This window comes from Micromonospora sp. DT178, assembly GCF_049841695.1.
GTDB lineage: Bacteria > Actinomycetota > Actinomycetes > Mycobacteriales > Micromonosporaceae > Micromonospora.
Genome location: NZ_JBNCKV010000006.1, coordinates 57,728 through 76,496 on the forward strand (window position 1 = coordinate 57,728; position 18,769 = coordinate 76,496).

Consider the following 18,769-nt stretch of genomic DNA (forward strand, 5'->3'; position numbering starts at 1 on the left):
CCCCAGATGTTCGGCAACGACGCAGACTTCATCCTCTCGATCCACCGTACGCACGCCGCCGAGCTGCACGCCGAGGCCGCGGTCGACCGGCTCGCCCGGGCCCTGCCGCGCCGCACCACGCGCGACTGGCTCAGTCGCCGGCATCACCCGGGACGCGCCGGCGACGCGCGTCGGTGAGCGGCCCCGCGCCCCCGGCGGTCGCCACGGACCCGCCGGGGGCCGACGCCGTGCGGGCCGACCGCCGACAGGACGACGCCGTGCGCGCCGACGGTCGACGGGCCGACGCCGTGCGGGCCGGCCGCGAACAGGACGACGGCGCGGGGGCCGGCCAGCGGCGGGCCGGGCGTGCCGATCGGCCGGCCCGCGACCCGCGCCGGGTGCCTTACGCTGACCGGCCGGTCAGCGGAGCCGGCGGCGGCGAGGGCCGTGGCATGCTCGGAGCCGTGACCGTACGCGCCGCCAGCACCGTCCTCGTGGGCCGTCAGCGGGAGATCGTGGCCCTGCGCGACGCCCTGGGCCGGGCCCGCGCCGGGGAACCGACCACGGTCCTGGTCGGCGGCGAGGCCGGGGTGGGCAAGACCCGGCTGCTGGAGGAGTTCGGCAAGTCGGCCACCGAGGCCGGCGCGCGGCTGCTGGTCGGCCAGTGCCTCGAACTCGGGGAGGCCGGGCTGCCCTTCGCGCCGTTCGCCGCCGCGCTGCGGGCGGTGCTGCGCCGCGACGGCCCCGGCGTCTTCGACGGGTACGAGGCCGAGTTCGCCCGCCTCCTGCCGGAGCTCGCCCGGGGGCCGGCCGGCGTCGCCGCGCCCGCTGTCGCACTCGTCCCGGACGCCCCGCGCGGTTACCTGTTCGACCTGGTCGCCGAGCTGTTCCAGCGGCTCGCCGCCGGGCAGCCCCTGGTGCTGGTGATCGAGGACCTGCACTGGGCCGACCGGTCCACCCGCGACCTGATCGCCTTCCTCGTGCGCGCCGCCCGCACCGCCCGGCTGCTGCTGGTCTGCACCTACCGCACCGACGAGCTGCACCGTGGTCACCCGCTGCGGCCCTTCCTCGCCGAGCTGGACCGGGCCCGTGGTGTCGAGCGGATCGAGCTGGGCCGCCTCGACCGGGACGGCACCGGGGCGATCCTGGCGGACCTGCTCGGCGCCGAGCCGCTCGCCCGCGCGGTCGACGACATCCACCAGCGCACCCAGGGCAACCCGTTCTTCATCGAGGAGCTGGCCGCGGCCGGCGGCCCGGTCGGCTGCGGCACGCTGCCCGAGACGCTGCGCGACCTGCTGCTGGCCCGGGTGGACCGGCTGCCCGACGCCGCCCAGCGGGTGCTGCGGATGGCCGCCGCCGGCGGCACCCGGTTCGCCCACCAACTGCTCGCCGAGGTCGCCGGGCTGCCCGAGCCGGAGCTGGAGGACGCGCTGCGCGCCGCCGTCGCCGCCCAGCTCGTGGTGGCCGACCCGGAGGGCGACTACGAGTTCCGGCACGCGCTGGTCCGCGAGGCCGTCCACGACGAGCTGCTGCCCGGCGAGCACGCCCGGCTGCACGCCCGCTGGGCGGCGGCCATCGAGGCCCAGCCACACCTGGTCGCCGCCGGCCGTGCTCCCGCCGAGACGGCCCACCACTGGTACGCCGCGCACGACCACCCCCGGGCCCTGGTGACCGCCCGCACCGCGGCGCGCGCCGCCGCCGACCGGTACGCGTACGCGGAGCAGAGCCGGCTGCTGGAACGGGTGCTGGAGCTGTGGGAGCTGGTGCCCGACGCGGCCGACCGGCTCGACATGGACCACCTCGCGGTGCTGGAGGAGACCATCGCCGCCGCCACCACCGCCGGTGACTACCAGCGTGCGCTCACCCTCACCCGGGCCGCCCTGGCCGAGGTGGACGTCGAGGCGGAGCCGCTGCGCGCCGCGCGGCTGCTGGACCGGCGCGGCCGGATGCTCGCCATGCTCGGCAAGAGCGACGGCGCGGCCGAGCTGCGGGAGGCGTACCGGCTGTCCAGCGGGGCGCCGGACGGGCCGGAACGGGTCCGGCTGCTCGCCGACATCGCGGCGCAGCTGTTCCGGCTCGACCCCGAGCAGGCCGGGACGCTCGCGGCCGAGGCGGCGCAGGCGGTGGAGGCGCTCGGCGACGACCTGGAGCTGCTGCCGACCCGGATCGCCATCCTCTGCCGTACCGAGCCGTCACCCGAGCGCCGCCTGGCCGGGCTGCGCCTGGCCGAGGACCGGGCCCGCGCCGCCGGCTCGGCGCCGGCGCTGGTGAGCGCGCTTGTCCACCTCTCCGACGTGCTGTTCGAGCTGGGCCGGTACGCCGAGTCGGCCGACGCGGCCGCCGCCGGGGCGACCGAGGCGCGCCGGGTCGGCGTCAGCCGCTCCACCGGCGCGTACCTGCTGTCGAACCAGGCCGAGGCGCTGATCGCCCTGGGCCGCTGGGACGAGGCCGACGCCGCCTGCGCGGAGGCGGCCCGGATCGACCTGCCGGGCGTGTCCGGCCTGCACTGGCTCCAGCTCCGCGCCGGGCTGCGGCTGGCCCGGGCCCACCCCACCGCCGAGGAACTGGTGGACCGCGCCCTGGCCTTCCTGGCCCGGCCCTACCTGTGGCCGAACCACCGGCTGCCGCTGCGGGAGCTGCGGATCGAGGCGGCGCTGGCGGCCGACGACCCGGCCGGCGCGGTGCGCGCGGCACACGCCGCGCTGGCCGACGAGCGCCTGCCGCAGCTTCCCCGGGAGGGCTGGCCGGTGCTCAGCGCCGTCGCCCGGACCGCCGAGCGGACCGGGGACGCCGAACTGGCCGGCGCGGTGTCCGCACTCGCCGCCGGCCTGCCGGCCCGCCACCCGGCCGAGCGGGCGCATGCCGCCCAGGTGGCGGCCCTCCTGGCCGTCGGCGGCGAGACTCTTGCGGCGTGGCGTACGGCGGTCGCCGCGTGGCGCACCGACGGGCAGCCGTACCCCCTCGGGCGGGCGCTGCTGTCGCTCGCCGAGTCGGCGGCCGCGGCGGGGGAGCGGGACGAGGTGGCGGCGGCGGTCGCCGAGGCCGCCGCGATCGCCGACGGGCTGGGCGCGGCACCGCTCGCGGCGCAGGCCGCCACCCTGGCCCGCCGGGTCGGCCTGCGCGGGGCGACCCGGGGGCGTCCCGGCGCGGACCTGCTCACCCTGCGCGAGCGGGAGGTGCTGCGGCTGGTCGCCGAGGGCCACAGCAACAGCCGCATCGCCGAGCGGCTCTTCATCTCGCCGAAGACGGCCAGCGTGCACGTCTCCCGGATCATCGCCAAGCTCGACGTGAGCAACCGGGTCGAGGCCGCCGCATTGGCCCACCGCCTCGGCCTGCTCGGCGCTCCCACCACGCCCCGCTGACCGGTCGCCCGGCGGGCGACAGTCGGGGGCGACCGGTCGGGTGACCGGCCGGGTGGGGCGTGGGACCAGGAGCGAAGGAGCCGGTCAGGGGCGGGGCAGGTAGATCCGCCAGCCGGGGACGGTGACCAGGTCGAGCGCCGCCGGGTCGGCGTGCCGGCGCTCGTCCAGGCGGGCCGCCAGCGGTGAGCCGGCCGGCGCGACCCAGCCCGGCGCCGCCGCCTGCCGCACCGCCCGGCGGTACGGCAGGTACCGGTCGTGTCCCGGGCGCAGGTCGTCGTCGACGACCGCGCAGAGCACGTCCTCGCGGGTGGCGAAGGCGAGCCGGTTGCAGGTCCAGTAGCCGCCGTACACGTGCCGGACTTCCCGCTGGCGCAGCGCGGCGACCAGTTCGGCGTGCCGCGCCTCGGCGGCGCGGGCGGCCGGCGCGGCGTCGACCGCGCCGGCGGTGGCTACGGCGGCGGTGCCCAGCGTGGCCGCGAGCACCATGGCCGCCGCGATACCCGTCATGCCCCGCCACCGCGCCCCCGCTCCGGCGCCACCGCGCGTCCGGACACCGTCCGCCCCGGCAATGCCTGCCCCGGCCGTGACCGTCCCGGCCAGGCCTGGCCGTTCGGCTTTGACCGTGCTGGCCGTGTCCGCCCCTGCCAGGCCTGGCCCGGCCGTGTCCGCCCCTGCCAGGCCTGGCCCGGCCGTGTCCGCCCCTGCCAGGCCTGGCCCCGCCGTGTCCGCCCCTGCCAGGCCTGGCCCCGCCGTGCCCGTGCCGGCCGTGAGCGTTCCGGCCGTGCGGGGTCGGAGCGCGCGGCGGGCGGCCGACCAGAGCGGCCAGAGCAGGACCGGAACGGAGATGAGCAGGCAGGACAGGTACCGGGAGCTTTCTACCGGGGTACGGCCCGCGGCGCTGCTGACGGTGTAGACGGCGAGCGTCGCGACGGCGGCGACCACCAGGGCGAGCCGGACCGCCCCGCCCGTCGCCACGATGGATCTTGGACAGTTGTCGTCGGCCCTGAACGGTAACTGTCCAAGATCCCCGACGGGTGGGCGTAGCGCGCGCCAGGCCGAGAGGGCGGCCGCGAACAGCAGCAGCGGGAGGGCGACCGCCCACCACAACTGGCCGGGCGTGCAGTGGCTCGGGGAGCAGAAGCCCATGCCCAGGGGCGGGCCGAGCACCAGCCCTCCGTACAGTCGGTCCGCCCAGTCGGCGGGCTGCCCGGAGCCTCCGGCGGCGAGCACCGCCGCGATCGGGTTGCGCCCCGCCGCCAGGCTGTGCGCCAGCAACGGCCCGGCCCCGACGAGCGCGGCGGCACCGAGCAGCGCACCGGCCCGGCCGCGCAGCTCCCGCCGGCCGTACGCGAGAAGCACCGCGCCGGTCGCCGCCACGTACGGCAGCACCAGCGGGTCCACCCAGACCATCAGCCCGGCCAGGAAGCCCCACGCCGCCCAGCGCGGCAGTCGGCGCCCCGGCCGGCCGGCCGCCAGGTCGTACGCCAGCACGGCGAGCGCCACCCCGGCCGCGTTCATCTCCGGGTACCCGCCTCCGGCGATGAGCTGGTTCTTCACCACCCGGTCCGAGCCCAGCGCCAGCAGCGCCACGACGAGCAGGGCGAACCAGTGGTCCCCGGTCAGCCGCAGCGTCAGCCGCCAGGCGAGCACGACGAAGACCGCGTACAGGGCGAGGGTGGGCAGGCGCAGCCCGAGCGTCGACGGGCCGACCAGCGCGAACACCGGCGCGGCCAGGTACGCCTCCAGCGTGCCCATGTAGTTCTGGCCGTAGAACCAGACGGGGAACTCCCGCCCCTGGGCGATGTGCAGCGCGGCCAGCCCCATGGTGGCCTCGTCGCTGTTGGTCGGCGGCGCGTCGTGCAGCAGCAGGCCGAGGCGGTAGCCGGTCCCGGCCACGACGGCGAGCACGGCGAGGACCGTCGGCAGTACGGGTCGGCGGTCGGGCGGGAGCGCGGGACGCGGGTCGCGCCACCGCTGGCGTACGCCGACGGTCATCAGCCGATCATGGCAGTTGACCGCCGGCCCGTGGTCGAACGACCCCGGCGCGTCGCCGGGGTGGATCAGCCGGCGGTGACCGGAAGGCCCTCGCGGGCCTCCAGCGCCTGCCGGTAGAGCCGCCCGGCCCGGTACGACGAGCGCACCAGCGGCCCGCTCATCACGCCCGCGAAGCCGATCTCCTCGGCCTCCTCGCGCAGCTCGACGAACTCCTCCGGCTTGACCCAGCGGGTGACGGGGTGGTGCCGGGGGGTGGGGCGCAGGTACTGCGTGATGGTGATCAGCTCACACCCGGCGTCGTGCAGGTCGCGCAGCGCCTGGGAGATCTCGGCGCGCTCCTCGCCCATGCCCAGGATCAGGTTGGACTTGGTGACCAGGCCGTCGGCGCGGGCCTGCCGGATCACGTCCAGGGACCGCTCGTAGCGGAAGGCCGGCCGGATCCGCTTGAAGATCCGCGGCACGGTCTCGACGTTGTGGGCGAGCACCTCCGGCCGGGCGCCGAAGACCTCGGCGAGCTGCTCGGGGACCGCGTTGAAGTCGGGGATCAGCAGTTCGACGCCGCAGCCGGGCTGGAGGGCGTGGATCTGCCGGACGGTCTCGGCGTAGAGCCAGGCGCCACCGTCGGGCAGGTCGTCGCGGGCCACCCCGGTGATGGTCGCGTAGCGCAGGCCCATCGCGACCACCGACTCGGCGACCCGGCGTGGCTCGTCGGCGTCGAACTCGGCCGGCTTGCCGGTGTCGATCTGGCAGAAGTCGCAGCGTCGGGTGCACTGGTCGCCGCCGATGAGGAAGGTGGCCTCCCGGTCCTCCCAGCACTCGTAGATGTTGGGGCAGCCGGCCTCCTGGCAGACGGTGTGCAGCCCTTCGCGCGAGACGAGCCCGCGCAGCTGGGTGTACTCCGGCCCCATCTTGGCCTTGACCTTGATCCACGGCGGTTTGCGCTCGATCGGCGTCTCGGCGTTGCGCGCCTCGATCCGCAGGAGACGCCGCCCCTCGGGGGCGGGCGTCGTCGTGCGCGCTGCCTGGCCGGTCGTCGGCGCGGAGTGCTCGATCGTCACAAAACCGAGCCTACGCCCGACGGCCGCCGTCGATGTAGCGCGGGCGACCGGCGTCACCCCACCAGTCTTGTGACGCCGGACACCGAGACCGGGAAATACCCGTCACAGGAGCCTGGTGGGGGTGCTAGCGTGCCCGGCAGAGCTGTGACGGAGCCGAGTAGCGCCCCGACCCGCCAGTTGAAGAGAGCCGCCGGTTGCTGCGAGGCGGTCTGGCACCGGGCGCGCGAAGACCCTCCTGAGCTGCGGGAAGAACGGCGGGTGGCCGGTGTCGCGCGACTGCGCGGACGGGCCGCTCCCGCCCAGTAGAGCCCGCCCGGCTGGCCCCGGTGAAAAGGCGACGAACGAGGCCCCCGCCAGCGGGGGCGAAGGTGTGGTGGCACCGCGAGGTTTCCCGCTCGCCCACACCTCCCGGGGATCGCGTTGCGATTATCGAGGAGGTACCCGCCGTGCAACGCATCCTTTCCACCCAACTCTCCGCCCATGTCGGCGTGCCCGTCCGGATCGCCGGCTGGGTGCACCGCCGCCGGCTGCTCAAGTCGGTGGCCTTCCTGATCGTGCGGGACGCCGCCGGCCTCGCCCAGGTGGTGGTCACCGACCCGGCCGTGCGCGCCGAGGTGGAGCAACTCACCGAGGAGACCGTCGTCGAGGTCACCGGCACGGTGGTCGCGAACCCGACGGCCCCCGCCGGGGTCGAGCTGACCGCGCCGACGGTACGACCGCTCGGCCCGCCCGCCGTACCGCCGCCGTTCGACCTGTACCGGCCGGCGCTCACCGCGAGCCTGCCCACCCAGCTCGACCACGCGCCCGTCGCGCTGCGCCACCCGACCCGCGCGGCGGCGCTGCGCGTCTCGGCGGCGGCGGTGGCCGGGTTCCGGGCCACGCTCGACGCCCGCGACTTCGTGGAGATCCACACCCCGAAGGTGGTCGGCTCGTCGACCGAGAGCGGGGCGAACGTCTTCGCGCTGGACTGGTTCGGCCGGCCCGCGTACCTGGCCCAGTCGCCGCAGTTCTACAAGCAGCTCATGGTCGGCGTCTTCGAGCGGGTCTACGAGGTGGGGCCGGTGTTCCGGGCCGAGCCGCACGACACCGTCCGGCACCTGGCGCAGTACACCTCGCTCGACGCCGAGCTGGGCTTCGTCACCGACCACCGGGACGTGATGGCCGTGCTGCGGCACACCGTGGCCGGCATGCTCGACGCGGTACGCGAGCGGGCCGGGGCCGCGCTCGCCACCCTCGGGGTGTCGGCCCCGGACGTGCCGGCCGAGATCCCCGCCGTGCACTTCACCGAGGCCCTCAGGATCGCGGGGGCGCCGGCCGACGAGCCGGACCTCGCCCCGGCGCACGAGCGGGCGCTGGGCGAGTGGGCGCGGCGGGAGCACGGCTCGGAGTTCCTCTTCGTCACCGGCTACCCGATGGCGAAGCGGCCCTTCTACACCCACCCGGACCCGGCGCGGCCCGCGTACTCCAACGGGTTCGACCTGCTCTTCCGGGGGCTGGAGCTGGTGACGGGCGGGCAGCGGCTGCACCGGCACGCCGACTACCTGGCGGCGCTCGCCGCCCGGGGCGAGCCGGTCGAGCCGTACGCCGGCTACGTCGACGCGTTCCGGCACGGCATGCCGCCGCACGGCGGTTTCGCCATCGGCCTGGAACGCTTCGTGGCCCGCCTGACCGGCGCGGCCAACGTCCGGGAGGTCACGGCCTTCCCCCGCGACCTCCACCGCCTGACCCCCTGACCCAACCCCCTCACCCCGGGTCCTCTACCTGGCGATCATGAGGTTGGCGGCACTGAAGGAGATCGACTTCGCCGCCAACCTCATGATCGACACCGGAGCCGGGGGTGGGGGGCCGGGGGTGGGTGGGGTGGGGTGGGGTCAGGGTGGGCCGAGGAGGTCCCAGAGGTTGCCGGCGATGTCGCGGAAGACGGCGACCCGGCCGTACGGCTCAGTGCGCGGCGGCTTCACGAACTCGACGCCCGCCTCGACCATCCGCCGGTGGACGGCGTCGAAGTCGTCGACCTGGAGGAAGAAGCCGACCCGGCCGGCGACCTGGTCGCCTACCGATCGAGCCTGCCGGTCGCCGTCGGCGCGGGCCAGCAGCAGCCCCGTCTGCGCGCCCGGCGGGCGGACGACCACCCAGCGCTTCGGCCGGCCGTCGTTGGTCAGCGACGGGGAGTCCTCCACCAGCTCGAAGCCGAGCACCTCGGTGAAGAAGTCGATGGCCGGGTCGTACTCGGCCACGACGATCGTGACCAGGTCGATCCGCACCGGTCAGGCCGTGACGAGGGTGGGCAGGTGGCGCTCGACGACCGGCAGCACGTCGGCCACGGTGACCGGGCGGCCCAGCTCGGCGGTGAGCGAGGTGACCCCGGCGTCGCGGATGCCGCAGGGCACGATCCGGTCGAAGTGGCCCAGGTCGCAGTCGCAGTTGATGGAGAAGCCGTGCAGGGTCACCCCGCGGGCCACCCGGATGCCGATGGCCGCCACCTTGCGGGCCGGGCCCCGGTCGTCCTCCGGCACCCAGACCCCGCTGCGCCCCTCGACCCGGCCGGCGGTCAGCCCGAACTCGGCGCAGACGTCGATCAGCAGCTGCTCGGTGCGGCGGACGTAGGCGACCACGTCGACCGGGTCGGGCAGCCGCACGATGGGGTAGCCGACCAGCTGCCCCGGGCCGTGCCAGGTGATCTTGCCGCCCCGGTCCACGTCGACGACCGGGGTGCCGTCCATGGGGCGGTCCCAGGGCTCCGTGCGCTTGCCGGCGGTGTAGACGCTCGGGTGCTCCAGCAGCAGCACGGTGTCGCCGCGCTCGCCGGCCACCACCGACTCGTGCAGCCGGCGCTGCTCGTCCCAGGCGGCCTGGTAGTCGAGGACACCGGCGCGGACGGCCGTGAGGCCGGAGGTCGTCGTGGTCACGCCGCCAAGCCTAGACCCGTACCGGCCGGTCACCATCGGTGACGCGGCTCACGACGGGACCCGGCGGCGGGCCGGCTGCCGAGGCGACGACTCAGCCCTGCGGGACCCGCCACAGCCACACGTCGTCCACCCGCTCGGGTGGGCCGAGCAGCGCGGTCACGGTGCGCCGGATCGCCTCCTCGTCGACCGGCCACTTCGCCCCGTGCACCTCGTCGGGCAGCACGATCGTCTCGATCCGCCAGTGCCGCAGGTCGTCGCGGACCTCCTGGATGCTGCCCTCGGTGATGATCGGCACGAGCCCGGTCCGGCCGGCCTGGTCCACCAGCGCGCCGAACGGGCGCGGCGGCGGGCCGATCCGCCCCCGGCCGTCCGGGCCGCCGGGACCGAGGAAGAAACCGGAGGGGATGGCGAACTCGCCCTGCCGGTGCGCCAGCGCGTACGCCTGCCAGCGCTGGCCGTCGGGGTAGACGTCGAGGGTCAGCGGCACCGGGGTCAGCACCCCGCCGGGGGAGACGTGCTCCCGCCACGTCCCGGCGGTGATGAAGCGCGGGACCGGCTCGCGTTCGATGGTCAGCAGCGGCGTCGGCACCAGCGGCAGCAGCGCCAGCGCGAACCCCGCCCACCAGGCCAACCGCGCGGGTCGGCGCCGGGGCGGATCGGCGCGGAGCTGGTCCACGGCGTACGCGAGCAGCACCCCGATCACCGGCGCCACGACCAGCGCCAGCCGGGCGGGCAGGGCGGCGTTCACCACCGGCAGGTGCCCGAGCAGGTCGAACGGCATCGGCAGGTCGAAGCGACGCCCGTCGACCTTGGCCACGGGCCCGAACGACAGCACGGTGAAGACGGCGGCGGTCACGCCCAGCGCCCAGAGCGTCGCCCGGCGGGCCGCGTCGGCCCGGCGCCACAGCGTCACGAAGCAGGCGACGGCGAGCAGCAGCAGCGGGATGCCGAAAAACGAGTTCTCCTCGGTCGGGTTCGGCGCGAGCCGGGTGCCCAGCCCCGCCTCCCCGGCGATCGACCGGCGCGGGTACGCCCCGTACGCGACGACGTCCTCGGAGTGGATGACCGCGTCGAAGCCGGTGCCGTGGAAGCGCTGCGGGCCGGCGAAGTGCAGCCACAGCGGGTACGCCAGCAGCACCCCCGCGACGACGGCGGTCACCCCGAGGCCGCGCAGGAAGGTCGGCAGCACGGCGCGGGCCTCGGCGCGGTGCACCGGATGCAGCGCCCAGACGGCGACGAAGACGCCGAGCGCCAGCGCGGTGAAGAAGAGCCCCTCGGCGGCGATGGAGAAGGCGACGGCGACGAGCACGCCGAGGATCGCGCCGTCGCGCAGCGGGTGCCGGGAGCGGCGCAGCGCGAAGGTCCGCCAGATCAGCAGCGGCACCAGCCAGCCCGCCGTCCAGTTCAGGTGGGCGTTGGCGTGCGAGACCATGCCGGGGGAGAAGCCGATGAACAGCCCGCCGACGGCGGCGGCGAACGGGCTGCGGAGCAGGTGCCGCGAGAGCAGCCAGTACCAGGCGAACGCGGTGGCGGCCAGGTTGAGGGTGAGGATCACCAGGAACGTGGCCGGCGGCCCGATCAGGTACGTCAGCGGCGCGAAGACCACCGCGTACACGGTGATCGAGGTGTTGACCGCGAGGTTAACCCCGTCGGGGACGTTGACCAGGTAGGTGAATAGCGGGTTGTCGCCGTGGGTGACCGCGTGGCCGCCGAAGGCCAGCAGCCACTCGAACAGCGCCTGGTCGCTGGAGTTGACCGTGATGGCGCGGGTGTTCGGGCCCTGCCACAGCCCGCTGGTCACCCAGACTGCGAGCGCCAGCGCGACCAGCGCCACGATCAGGTCGGCCCGCCGGTGGCGGACGACGCGGGGCGGCGAGGCCGGCGAAGGCGCCAGGGACGGGGAGGTCGGCACGCAGCGGACGTTACCAACCGCACCGGGGCACGCCGGTCAGGACGCACATCCTCCGGACGTGGAATGTGTGACCGTGCCCCATGTCACAGCATCGACATATCGACGTAACGTCGCGGCAATTCGCGGGTGACCCAGTTCACACCCCGTCCCCAGGAGGCCCCGTGCGCCGCTCCCCGTCCCTGCTCTCCCGGCTGACCGGCGCGGTCGCCGGGATGGTCCTCGCCGCCGCCGCGGTGGCGACCGTCGCCGCCCCCGCCCAGGCCGCCACCCTCACCCAGGTCACCAACTTCGGCTCCAACCCCGGCAACCTGGCCATGTACGCGTACCGGCCGGACAACCTGCCGGCAGGAGCCCCGGCGGTCGTGCTGCTGCACGGCTGCACCCAGAACGCCGCCGGCTACTTCGCCAACTCCGGCTGGCAGAAGTTCGCCGACCAGTGGAAGTTCACCCTGATCGTGCCGCAGCAGTCCAGCGCCAACCAGCCGCTGAGCTGCTTTAACTGGTTCGTCGAGCAGGACATCGCCCGGGGCTCCGGCGAGGCGCTGTCGATCAAGCAGATGGTCGACCACGCCAGGAACAACTACGGCACCGACGCCCGCCGGGTGTTCGTCAGCGGGCTCTCCGCCGGCGGGGGAATGAGCGCGGTCATGCTGGCCACCTACCCGGACGTCTTCGCCGCCGGCTCGGTCGTCGCCGGCCTGCCGTACCGCTGCTCGCCGCCCGCCTCCACCAGCACCTGCCAGTACAGCGGGGTGAACAAGACCCCGCAGGAGTGGGGCAACCTGGTCCGGGCCGCGTACCCCGGGCACACCGGCCCGCGCCCCCGGGTCGCCATCTGGCACGGCACCTCGGACTCCACCGTCGTACCGGCCAACGCCACCGAGCTGCGCGACCAGTGGACGAACGTCCGGGGCGTCTCGCAGACCCCCACCAGCACCGCGTCGCTGCCCGCCAACACCAGCCTGGAGGTGTACGGCAACAACGACGTCCGCCTCTACCGGGTCTCCGGCATGGGCCACGGCACCCCGGTCGACCCGGGCCCGGGGGCCGAGCAGTGCGGCACCGCCGCCGCGTACATGCTCGACACCATCTGCTCGGCGTACCACGACGCGGTCTTCTTCGGCCTGAACGGCGGAACGGGCCCCGGCCCCACCCCGACGGCGAGCCCCACCGTCTCCCCCACGGCGAGCCCCACCGCCTCCCCGACCGCGAGCCCGACCCCGGCGCCGACCTGCGTGACGGCCAGCAACTACGCGCACGTCGCCGCCGGCCGCGCCTACCAGTCCGGCGGCTACGCCTACGCCAACGGCTCGAACCAGCGGATGGGCCTCTACAACACCTTCTACACGAGCACCCTCAAGCAGACCGGCCCCAACCACTGGGTGATCGGCTGCTGATCCCGCACCTGCGCGCCGCTACTCGGTGAGGGCGGCGCGCAGGGCGGTGGCCAGGGTCGGGTGGCGGTAGGTGAAGCCGGCCCCGGTGAGCAGGCCCGGGAGGACGCGGGTGCTGGTCAGCGCCTCGTGCGCGAAGCCGCCCAGCGCCACCTTCAACGCCAGCGCCGGGATCGGGACGACCGCCGGCCGGCGCAGCTGCCGGGCCAGCTCCCGGGTGAAGTCGGCGTTGGTCACCGGGGCCGGCCCGACCAGGTTGACCGGCCCCACGAGGTCGTCGCGGTCCAGCACGAACCGCGCGGCGTCCAGCCAGTCCGCCATGGAGATCCACGGCAGCCACTGCCGGCCGCTGCCGAGCCGGCCGGCGATGCCCAGCCGGAACGGCAGCAGTTGCGGCTTGAGCAGCCCGCCGTCGCGGTGCAGCGGCAGCCCGATGCGCAGCCGCACGACGCGTACGCCCGCGTCCTCGGCCGGCCGGGTCGCCGCCTCCCACACCCGGCAGACGTCGGCCAGGAAGCCCTCGCCCGCCGGGGCGTCCTCCTCGACCGCCCGGTCGCCGGTGTTGCCGTACCAGCCGACCGCCGAGGAGTTCAGCAGCGCCCTCGGCCGGTCGGCCTGGGGCAGCCCGGCGATGGTGATCGCCAGCGTGGTGGTGGTGTCGACCCGGCTGGACCGGATCAGCTGGCGGTACGCGTCGTTCCACCGCTTGTCGCCCACGCCCGCGCCGGCCAGGTTGACCACCGTGTCCGCCTCCGCCACCACCGCCGGGTCGAGCTGCGCGGCGGACGGGTTCCACTGCCGCTCGTCGCGGCCGCGCGGCGGCCGGCGGACCAGCCGGGTGACCTGGTGCCCGTCCGCCGTGAACCGGTCGACCAGCCGGGTGCCGAGGAAGCCGGACGCGCCGGCCATGAGGATCCGCATGCCCCCATCTTCGGGTACGCGGCCCGGCGCGGATGCGCCGAGCGGTCATCCCCCGGCCGGGACCGGGGCCGGGCGGAGGTCGGCCATGAGTCGTTCGACCTCCGCAAAGGCGTCCCCGGGCAGCGGGCCGAGGGCGAGGGTGGCGAAGTTCTCCTCGGCCTGGGCCACCGTCCGGCAGCCAGGGATCGGCACCGTCCGGGGACTGCGGGCGAGCAGCCAGCCGAGCGCGCCCTGGGCGAGCGTACGGCCGTCGGCGGTGAGCGCCGCCCGGATCCCCTCCACCCGGGCCGTCCACTGCGGGGTCGGCCGGCCGTCGGTGAACCAGACCAGCCACTCCGGTGCCATCCCGCGCACGTCGTCCCGGCCGACGGCCCGCGTCGCGCCGGTGAGCAGCCCCATCGCCAGCGGCCCCCGGTTGAGGGCGGCCACGTCGGCCGCATCGCACACCGCCAGCATCCGGGCGTTGTCCCGCAGCACCGACTGGTCGTGCTGGATCGCGGCGCAGTGCGGCCCGGCCGCCGCGAACGCCTCGGCCGACGCCGGGTCGTCGGTGCTCCAGCCGTACGCCCGGATCTTGCCCTGGGCGACCAGGTCCTCCAGCGTGCCGACGAGGTCGAGCGCGGCGGGCACCGGCAGGTCGTTGATGTGCAGCTGGTAGAGGTCGACGTGGTCGGTGCCGAGCCGGCGCAGCGACTCCTCCAGGCTGGACACCGCGTAGTCGGGGCTGGGGTCGGTGCCGGTCCACCGCCTGGTCGCCTCGTCGGTGCGGTTGCCGAACTTGGTGGCGATCACCGCGCGGTCGCGGCGCCCGGCGAGGGCCCGGCCGAGGATCCGCTCGCTGTGCCCGGCACCGTAGTTGCTGGCCGTGTCGAAGAGGGTCACCCCGAGATCCAGCGCGGCGTGGACGGTGCGGACCGACTCGTCGTCGTCGACCTCGCCCCAGCCGAACGGCTGCCCTCCGTCGCCCCACAGTGGCCCGCCGATCGCCCAGCAGCCCATGCCGAGCGCGCCGACCTCGATCCCGCTGCGACCCAGAGTTCGTGTCGTCGTCATGCCCCACAGCGTTCAACCTGGAGTGCGCTCCAGGTCAAGTACGCTGCCGCAATGAGCGGGTACGCACCCTCCGAGGCGGCGCGGCGCAGCGGCTTCAGCCTCGACACCCTCCGGTACTACGAGAAGATCGGCCTGCTCAGCGGGGTCGGGCGCACCTCGGGCGGGCGGCGGATCTTCACCGACGACGATCTCAGCTGGCTGGTGCTGTTCCGCTGCCTGCGCGACACCGGCATGCCGATCGCCGAGATGTCCCGCTACGCCGAGCTGGCCCGCGAGGGCGACCACACCGCCGGCGAGCGGAAGGCGCTGCTGGAACGGCACGCGGAGCGGGTCGAGGAGCAGATGCGCCTGCTCCAACGCCAGTACGACCACCTCCGCGAGAAGATCCGCTTCTACGAGCGGCTGCCGGGAGCCTCCTAGCCGGTGGCGGCCACGCGGGCCAGCACCGGCGTGAGCGCATCCAGCGCGTCCTCGCGTACGACGAAGCGGGTGACGCCCCAGCGGCGTCGGTGCGCGGCGACCGCCGCGACGATCTCGTCCTCGGTGCCGATCAGCACGAACGGCGTCGCGAGCAGCTCGGCGACGCTCAGCCCGATCCGCTCGGCGGTCGGCGCGGCGGCGGCCTCGGCGTCGTCGGTGACGACGACGTGCTGCACGAGCGCCTCCAGCACCGGCGCTTTCGCCCGCCCGGCCGCCCCGGCGGCGACGCAGGCCAGTTGCGCCTCGATGTCCGCCTCGCGCCAGCGCACGTCGTGCCGGTGGCCGTCGGGCAGCGTGCGCCCCAGGCCGGACAGCCCGACCACGTCGGCGTGCGCGCCGGCCCAGCGCAGCATCGCCGAGTTCGCCGTGCCGAGGGTGAACGGGATCCGCCGCTGCACCGGGCGCGGGGCCTCCAGCCGCGCGCCCCGCACGACCAGGTCGGGGGAGTCGACGGTGACCTCCTCGCCGTCGAGCAGGGCGCGGACGGCCTCGGCCACGGCCAGGCAGCGGCGCACCCGTCCGGCGACGTCGGGGCGCTCCCGGCCGATCGCCAGCCACTCGGCCGGGGTGTGGCCGGCGCCGAGGCCGAACCGGGCCCGCCCGCCGGAGAGCAGGTCGAGGCTGGCCACGTCCGAGGCGAGCAGCATCGGCTCGCGGACGCCGGCGTTGGAGACGTACGAGCCCAGGCCGATCCGCTCGGTCACCGCCGCCGCGGCGGCCAGCGAGACGAAGGGGGACGCCGCCGAACCCGGATGGTCGGCGGTGAACAGGGCGTCGAAGCCGGCCGCCTCGGCCCGCCGGGCCAGGTCCAGCCAGCCCGGGCCGTCGGACGGGACCGCCTGGAGGGAGAAGATCGCCATGCGCCCACCCTGCCGGGTCCGGACCCGCCGACAAAGCCCGACGGCGGCGATTCTGCTACCGGCAGACCTACCCGTCCTGCGGCGGCGGGAGGGGCACCCCGAGCAGCCCCTCGGTGCTGCCCTCGGTCAGCGCGTTGAGCGCGCGCACGAGCTTCTTCTCCTCGTAGACGAAGTGCGTCTCGAGCAGCGCGGCGAGGGTGTCCAGCTCCGCCCGCACCTCGTCGGGTGGCGCGGCACCGCCGGACAGTTCCTCGACGCGGCGCAGGGCCTCGGCCACGATGTGGTGGTCGGCCTCAAGCTCGCGCAGCACCGGGACCAGTTCGGGCACCTGCTCGGCCAGCACCCGGAACGCCCCGGCGTCCTCGCCGGTGTGGTGCCGGGTCAGCGCCGCGCAGAAGGCCAGGCAGTGGGTCCGCAGGTCCCTCGGCCGTACGCCGGGGTCGCCCACGCCGTCGCGCAGGCGGGCGAGCTCCTCGCGGAGCCAGAGGTGGATCTCGATCAGTTGGTTGCCGAAGGCCCGCAGGCGCTCGTCGGGTGTGAACGCAGGCATGTGTTTCCCATGCGGTCCCGCGCCTCCATGCCCTCGGCGGTCTCCTTGCCGGGTGCACCGCGACGCTGTGGCCAGCCTACGACAGCAGGCGCGAGGACACGTGCCCCGTCAGGGCCGACGGACGGGCCGGATGGTGACCAACTCCTCCAGCCCGACGAAGTCGCTCGGATTCGTGGTGTAGAGCGACAGGCCGTTCGCGTGTGCGATGGAGGCGATCATCAGGTCCGCCAGCCGGCGGCGGGTGGTGCGCCCCGTGGCCAGGACCGCACTGGTGACCAGGCCGAAGGCCCGCGCGGCCTCGGCGTTGAAGGGCAACGGCTCGAACACGGCCTCGGCGTGCTGGAGGACGCTGGTCCGCCGGGCCCGTTCGGCGCGGTCGTCGGTGTGGTGCGGGCCCGCGGAGAGCTCCGCGAGCGTCACGGCGCTGATCACCATCTCGTCCGGCAGGTCCCCGGGACCGAGGGCGCCGAGATGGATCACGACGTTCGTGTCGATCAGGCCACGGACCGGTGCCTCACCACTCACGGCTGAACGGGTCCTGCTCGACCGACGAGTCGATGTCGGCGCGGAACCTCTCGCCGTCGAGCACGGGGGCCGTCGCGAAGGCGGCGAGCACCTCCGCCCGCGGGACGAACGTGCGCCGGCGGAGCGGGACGAGCTTTCCGACGGGGGTGCCGTTGCGCGTGATGACGAAGGACTCGCCGGACTCGACGTGCCGCATGATCGCGCCCGAGTCGTTGCGCAGCTCGCGCTGCGTTATCTCTCGATGAGCGTGCTCTGCCACGGCGTAATCCTAGTCGAGCGTGCTACGAGGTGCTACGCGACGCTGCGGGCCGAGGGGCGTGACGTCCGGGTGGGCCGGCAGGTCATGTCGACGGCTCGTCCGGGGTGGGCTCGCGCCAGCGGGCGCGCCAGGCGGCCTCGTGCGCCTCGTGGCTGGTCTTCTCCTCGAAGACCGCCTCGCGCAGGGCGCGCCGGGAGTCCGCCATGACCACCGCCTCGACCGCCACCAGCCCGATGCAGATCGCGGTGAGCAGGGCGAGGGCGGCCAACCCCGGCAGCCGCTGGCCGACGGGAACGGTGGCGGCCAACAGGAGCACAGCGCCGACCCTGGTCCACGAGACGGTGCGCAGGGTGCGCCACTGGAACAGCATGTTCGCGCACAGGTAGCAGGCGACTCCGCCGAACAGCAGCAGGACGCCGGGGCCGTGCGTCGGGTCCCCGACCGGCACCTCGGGATCGGCGACCTGGTGCACGATCTCCTCGGCGCCGAGGGCGAACAGGATGATCCCGGCGATCATCGGCAGGTGGAAGTAGGCGTACGCGTCCCGGGCCATCGAGACCCGGGCCCGCCCCTCGGCCGCGTGCAGGGCGATCCGGGCGGCCGGTGCGATCACGTCGTAGTGCGCCCACCAGAGCGCGGCCGTGAAGAAGATGCCGAGCACCGCCGCGGCGACCGCCGGCCACGTGGGCGGCTGACCGAGCAGGTTGCTGCCGACGCCGACGGAGATGACCGACTCGCCCAGGGCGATGATCAGGATGAGGTCGTACCGCTCGGTCCAGTGCTCGGCGGAGGTCACCATCCAGCCCCAGGCACCGGCGACCAGGCCCATGCCGTACTGGAGCAGGACGACGCTGACCCAGAGCCCGTCGCGCAGCATCGCCGCCCGGTCCGGGTCGTCGATCTGCGGCGGGATCAGCGCGGCGGCCGTGAGCAGCATGGTGCTGATCGTGACCTCCGGGGAGTACTTCAGCAGCAGCCGGCGCTCCCCGGGCTTCTCCTGCGCGACGTGCCAGTACAGCGCCAGGTGCACACCCCTGATCACCACGTAGCTGAGCGCGACCACCATCGGACCGGCGGCCACGTCGGTCGCGTCGCTGAACGCCTGCGGGAGGGAGAGCGCGAAGCAGAACAGCGCGGCCATGCCGACGACCATCAGCACCGGGACGAAACCCTCGCCGAGCCGGACCCGGGTGGCGACCACGCAGTGCACCACCCAGCACCACCAGAGCACGGCGAGCACGAGCATGGCGTGCACCAGCTGGCCACCGGAGATGTTGGCGGCGGTGGCGCGGGTGATGATGAAGAACGAGAAGACGAAGACCAGGTCGAAGAAGACCTCGAACCGGTCGACCCGGGCGCCGGGGGCGATCGAGACGGCCGGTCCCAGCCGCTCGCGCCACCGGATGACACCCACCCAACCACTCTGGCAGCGCCCTGTCCCCGCCGGGCCGGAATCGCGCCAGCCCGGCGGGCGGGCGGGCCGGGCGGCGGGCGAGCCAGGCGGCGGGCGGG

Annotated in this window: 17 protein-coding genes; 5 read left to right on the forward strand and 12 right to left on the reverse strand. The window is 75.0% G+C overall.

All coding sequences use genetic code 11. The features are described from left to right. Positions 1–6 precede the first annotated feature (6 nt). Complete coding sequence (locus ACLQ22_RS13240; RefSeq protein ID WP_199729562.1) at positions 7–177, forward strand: hypothetical protein; 171 nt, start codon at positions 7–9, stop codon at positions 175–177. 266 nt (positions 178–443) lie between these two features. Further along, on the forward strand, positions 444–3,341 hold the full coding sequence (locus ACLQ22_RS13245; protein ID WP_425692527.1) for a helix-turn-helix transcriptional regulator: 2,898 nt from the start codon (positions 444–446) through the stop codon (positions 3,339–3,341). 84 nt (positions 3,342–3,425) lie between these two features. Here the strand turns inward: ACLQ22_RS13245 and ACLQ22_RS13250 are convergent, their stop codons facing one another. After that, on the reverse strand, positions 3,426–5,336 hold the full coding sequence (locus ACLQ22_RS13250) for a hypothetical protein (RefSeq protein ID WP_425692528.1): 1,911 nt from the start codon (positions 5,334–5,336) through the stop codon (positions 3,426–3,428). A gap of 65 nt (positions 5,337–5,401) precedes the next feature. Next, positions 5,402–6,451: a lipoyl synthase gene (gene lipA / locus ACLQ22_RS13255; RefSeq protein ID WP_121400428.1), complete on the reverse strand. Its 1,050-nt coding sequence runs from the start codon at positions 6,449–6,451 to the stop codon at positions 5,402–5,404. A 389-nt stretch (positions 6,452–6,840) separates the two neighbouring features. On the opposite strand from lipA, the gene aspS reads away from it, so the two are divergent. Next, on the forward strand, positions 6,841–8,127 hold the full coding sequence (aspS, locus tag ACLQ22_RS13260; protein WP_425692529.1) for an aspartate--tRNA(Asn) ligase: 1,287 nt from the start codon (positions 6,841–6,843) through the stop codon (positions 8,125–8,127). 138 nt (positions 8,128–8,265) lie between these two features. On the opposite strand, the gene ACLQ22_RS13265 is transcribed toward aspS, so the two are convergent. The 3 genes from ACLQ22_RS13265 to ACLQ22_RS13275 all read right to left on the reverse strand — a co-directional run bounded on the left by ACLQ22_RS13265 (position 8,266) and on the right by ACLQ22_RS13275 (position 11,215). Then, entirely contained in the window at positions 8,266–8,658 is a 393-nt protein-coding gene (locus tag ACLQ22_RS13265; protein ID WP_425692530.1) for a VOC family protein, read from the reverse strand. Between the two features lie 3 nt (positions 8,659–8,661). Beyond that, entirely contained in the window at positions 8,662–9,303 is a 642-nt protein-coding gene (gene lipB, locus ACLQ22_RS13270; protein WP_121400431.1) for a lipoyl(octanoyl) transferase LipB, read from the reverse strand. A gap of 91 nt (positions 9,304–9,394) precedes the next feature. Continuing rightward, complete coding sequence (locus ACLQ22_RS13275; protein WP_425692531.1) at positions 9,395–11,215, reverse strand: DUF3488 domain-containing protein; 1,821 nt, start codon at positions 11,213–11,215, stop codon at positions 9,395–9,397. Between the two features lie 161 nt (positions 11,216–11,376). Between ACLQ22_RS13275 and ACLQ22_RS13280 the strand changes: the two genes are divergently transcribed. Continuing rightward, positions 11,377–12,612 (forward strand): extracellular catalytic domain type 1 short-chain-length polyhydroxyalkanoate depolymerase, encoded by a 1,236-nt coding sequence (locus ACLQ22_RS13280; RefSeq protein ID WP_425692532.1) that lies wholly within the window; start codon positions 11,377–11,379, stop codon positions 12,610–12,612. 18 nt (positions 12,613–12,630) lie between these two features. On the opposite strand, the gene ACLQ22_RS13285 is transcribed toward ACLQ22_RS13280, so the two are convergent. Further along, on the reverse strand, positions 12,631–13,530 hold the full coding sequence (locus tag ACLQ22_RS13285) for a TIGR01777 family oxidoreductase (RefSeq protein ID WP_425692533.1): 900 nt from the start codon (positions 13,528–13,530) through the stop codon (positions 12,631–12,633). A gap of 45 nt (positions 13,531–13,575) precedes the next feature. Continuing rightward, complete coding sequence (locus tag ACLQ22_RS13290; RefSeq protein ID WP_425692534.1) at positions 13,576–14,583, reverse strand: aldo/keto reductase; 1,008 nt, start codon at positions 14,581–14,583, stop codon at positions 13,576–13,578. Positions 14,584–14,634: 51 nt separating this feature from the next. On the opposite strand from ACLQ22_RS13290, the gene ACLQ22_RS13295 reads away from it, so the two are divergent. After that, the gene (locus tag ACLQ22_RS13295; RefSeq protein ID WP_425692535.1) at positions 14,635–15,003 is read left to right on the forward strand and encodes a MerR family transcriptional regulator; all 369 of its coding nucleotides are present in this window, start codon (positions 14,635–14,637) and stop codon (positions 15,001–15,003) included. Here the strand turns inward: ACLQ22_RS13295 and ACLQ22_RS13300 are convergent. From ACLQ22_RS13300 to ACLQ22_RS13320, 5 genes are all read right to left on the reverse strand, one after another. Then, a complete protein-coding gene (locus tag ACLQ22_RS13300) occupies positions 15,000–15,923 on the reverse strand; it encodes an LLM class flavin-dependent oxidoreductase (protein WP_425692536.1) in 924 nt (307 codons plus the stop codon). The genes ACLQ22_RS13295 and ACLQ22_RS13300 overlap by 4 nt on opposite strands. Positions 15,924–15,990: 67 nt before the next feature. After that, on the reverse strand, positions 15,991–16,473 hold the full coding sequence (locus tag ACLQ22_RS13305; RefSeq protein WP_425692537.1) for a hemerythrin domain-containing protein: 483 nt from the start codon (positions 16,471–16,473) through the stop codon (positions 15,991–15,993). Positions 16,474–16,581: 108 nt separating this feature from the next. After that, on the reverse strand, positions 16,582–16,998 hold the full coding sequence (locus ACLQ22_RS13310) for a type II toxin-antitoxin system VapC family toxin (protein WP_425692538.1): 417 nt from the start codon (positions 16,996–16,998) through the stop codon (positions 16,582–16,584). Continuing rightward, positions 16,988–17,257 (reverse strand): type II toxin-antitoxin system Phd/YefM family antitoxin, encoded by a 270-nt coding sequence (locus tag ACLQ22_RS13315; RefSeq protein WP_425692539.1) that lies wholly within the window; start codon positions 17,255–17,257, stop codon positions 16,988–16,990. Before ACLQ22_RS13315 ends, ACLQ22_RS13310 begins: the two co-directional genes overlap by 11 nt. Positions 17,258–17,339: 82 nt before the next feature. Further along, positions 17,340–18,671: a low temperature requirement protein A gene (locus tag ACLQ22_RS13320; protein ID WP_425692540.1), complete on the reverse strand. Its 1,332-nt coding sequence runs from the start codon at positions 18,669–18,671 to the stop codon at positions 17,340–17,342. Positions 18,672–18,769 lie beyond the last annotated feature (98 nt).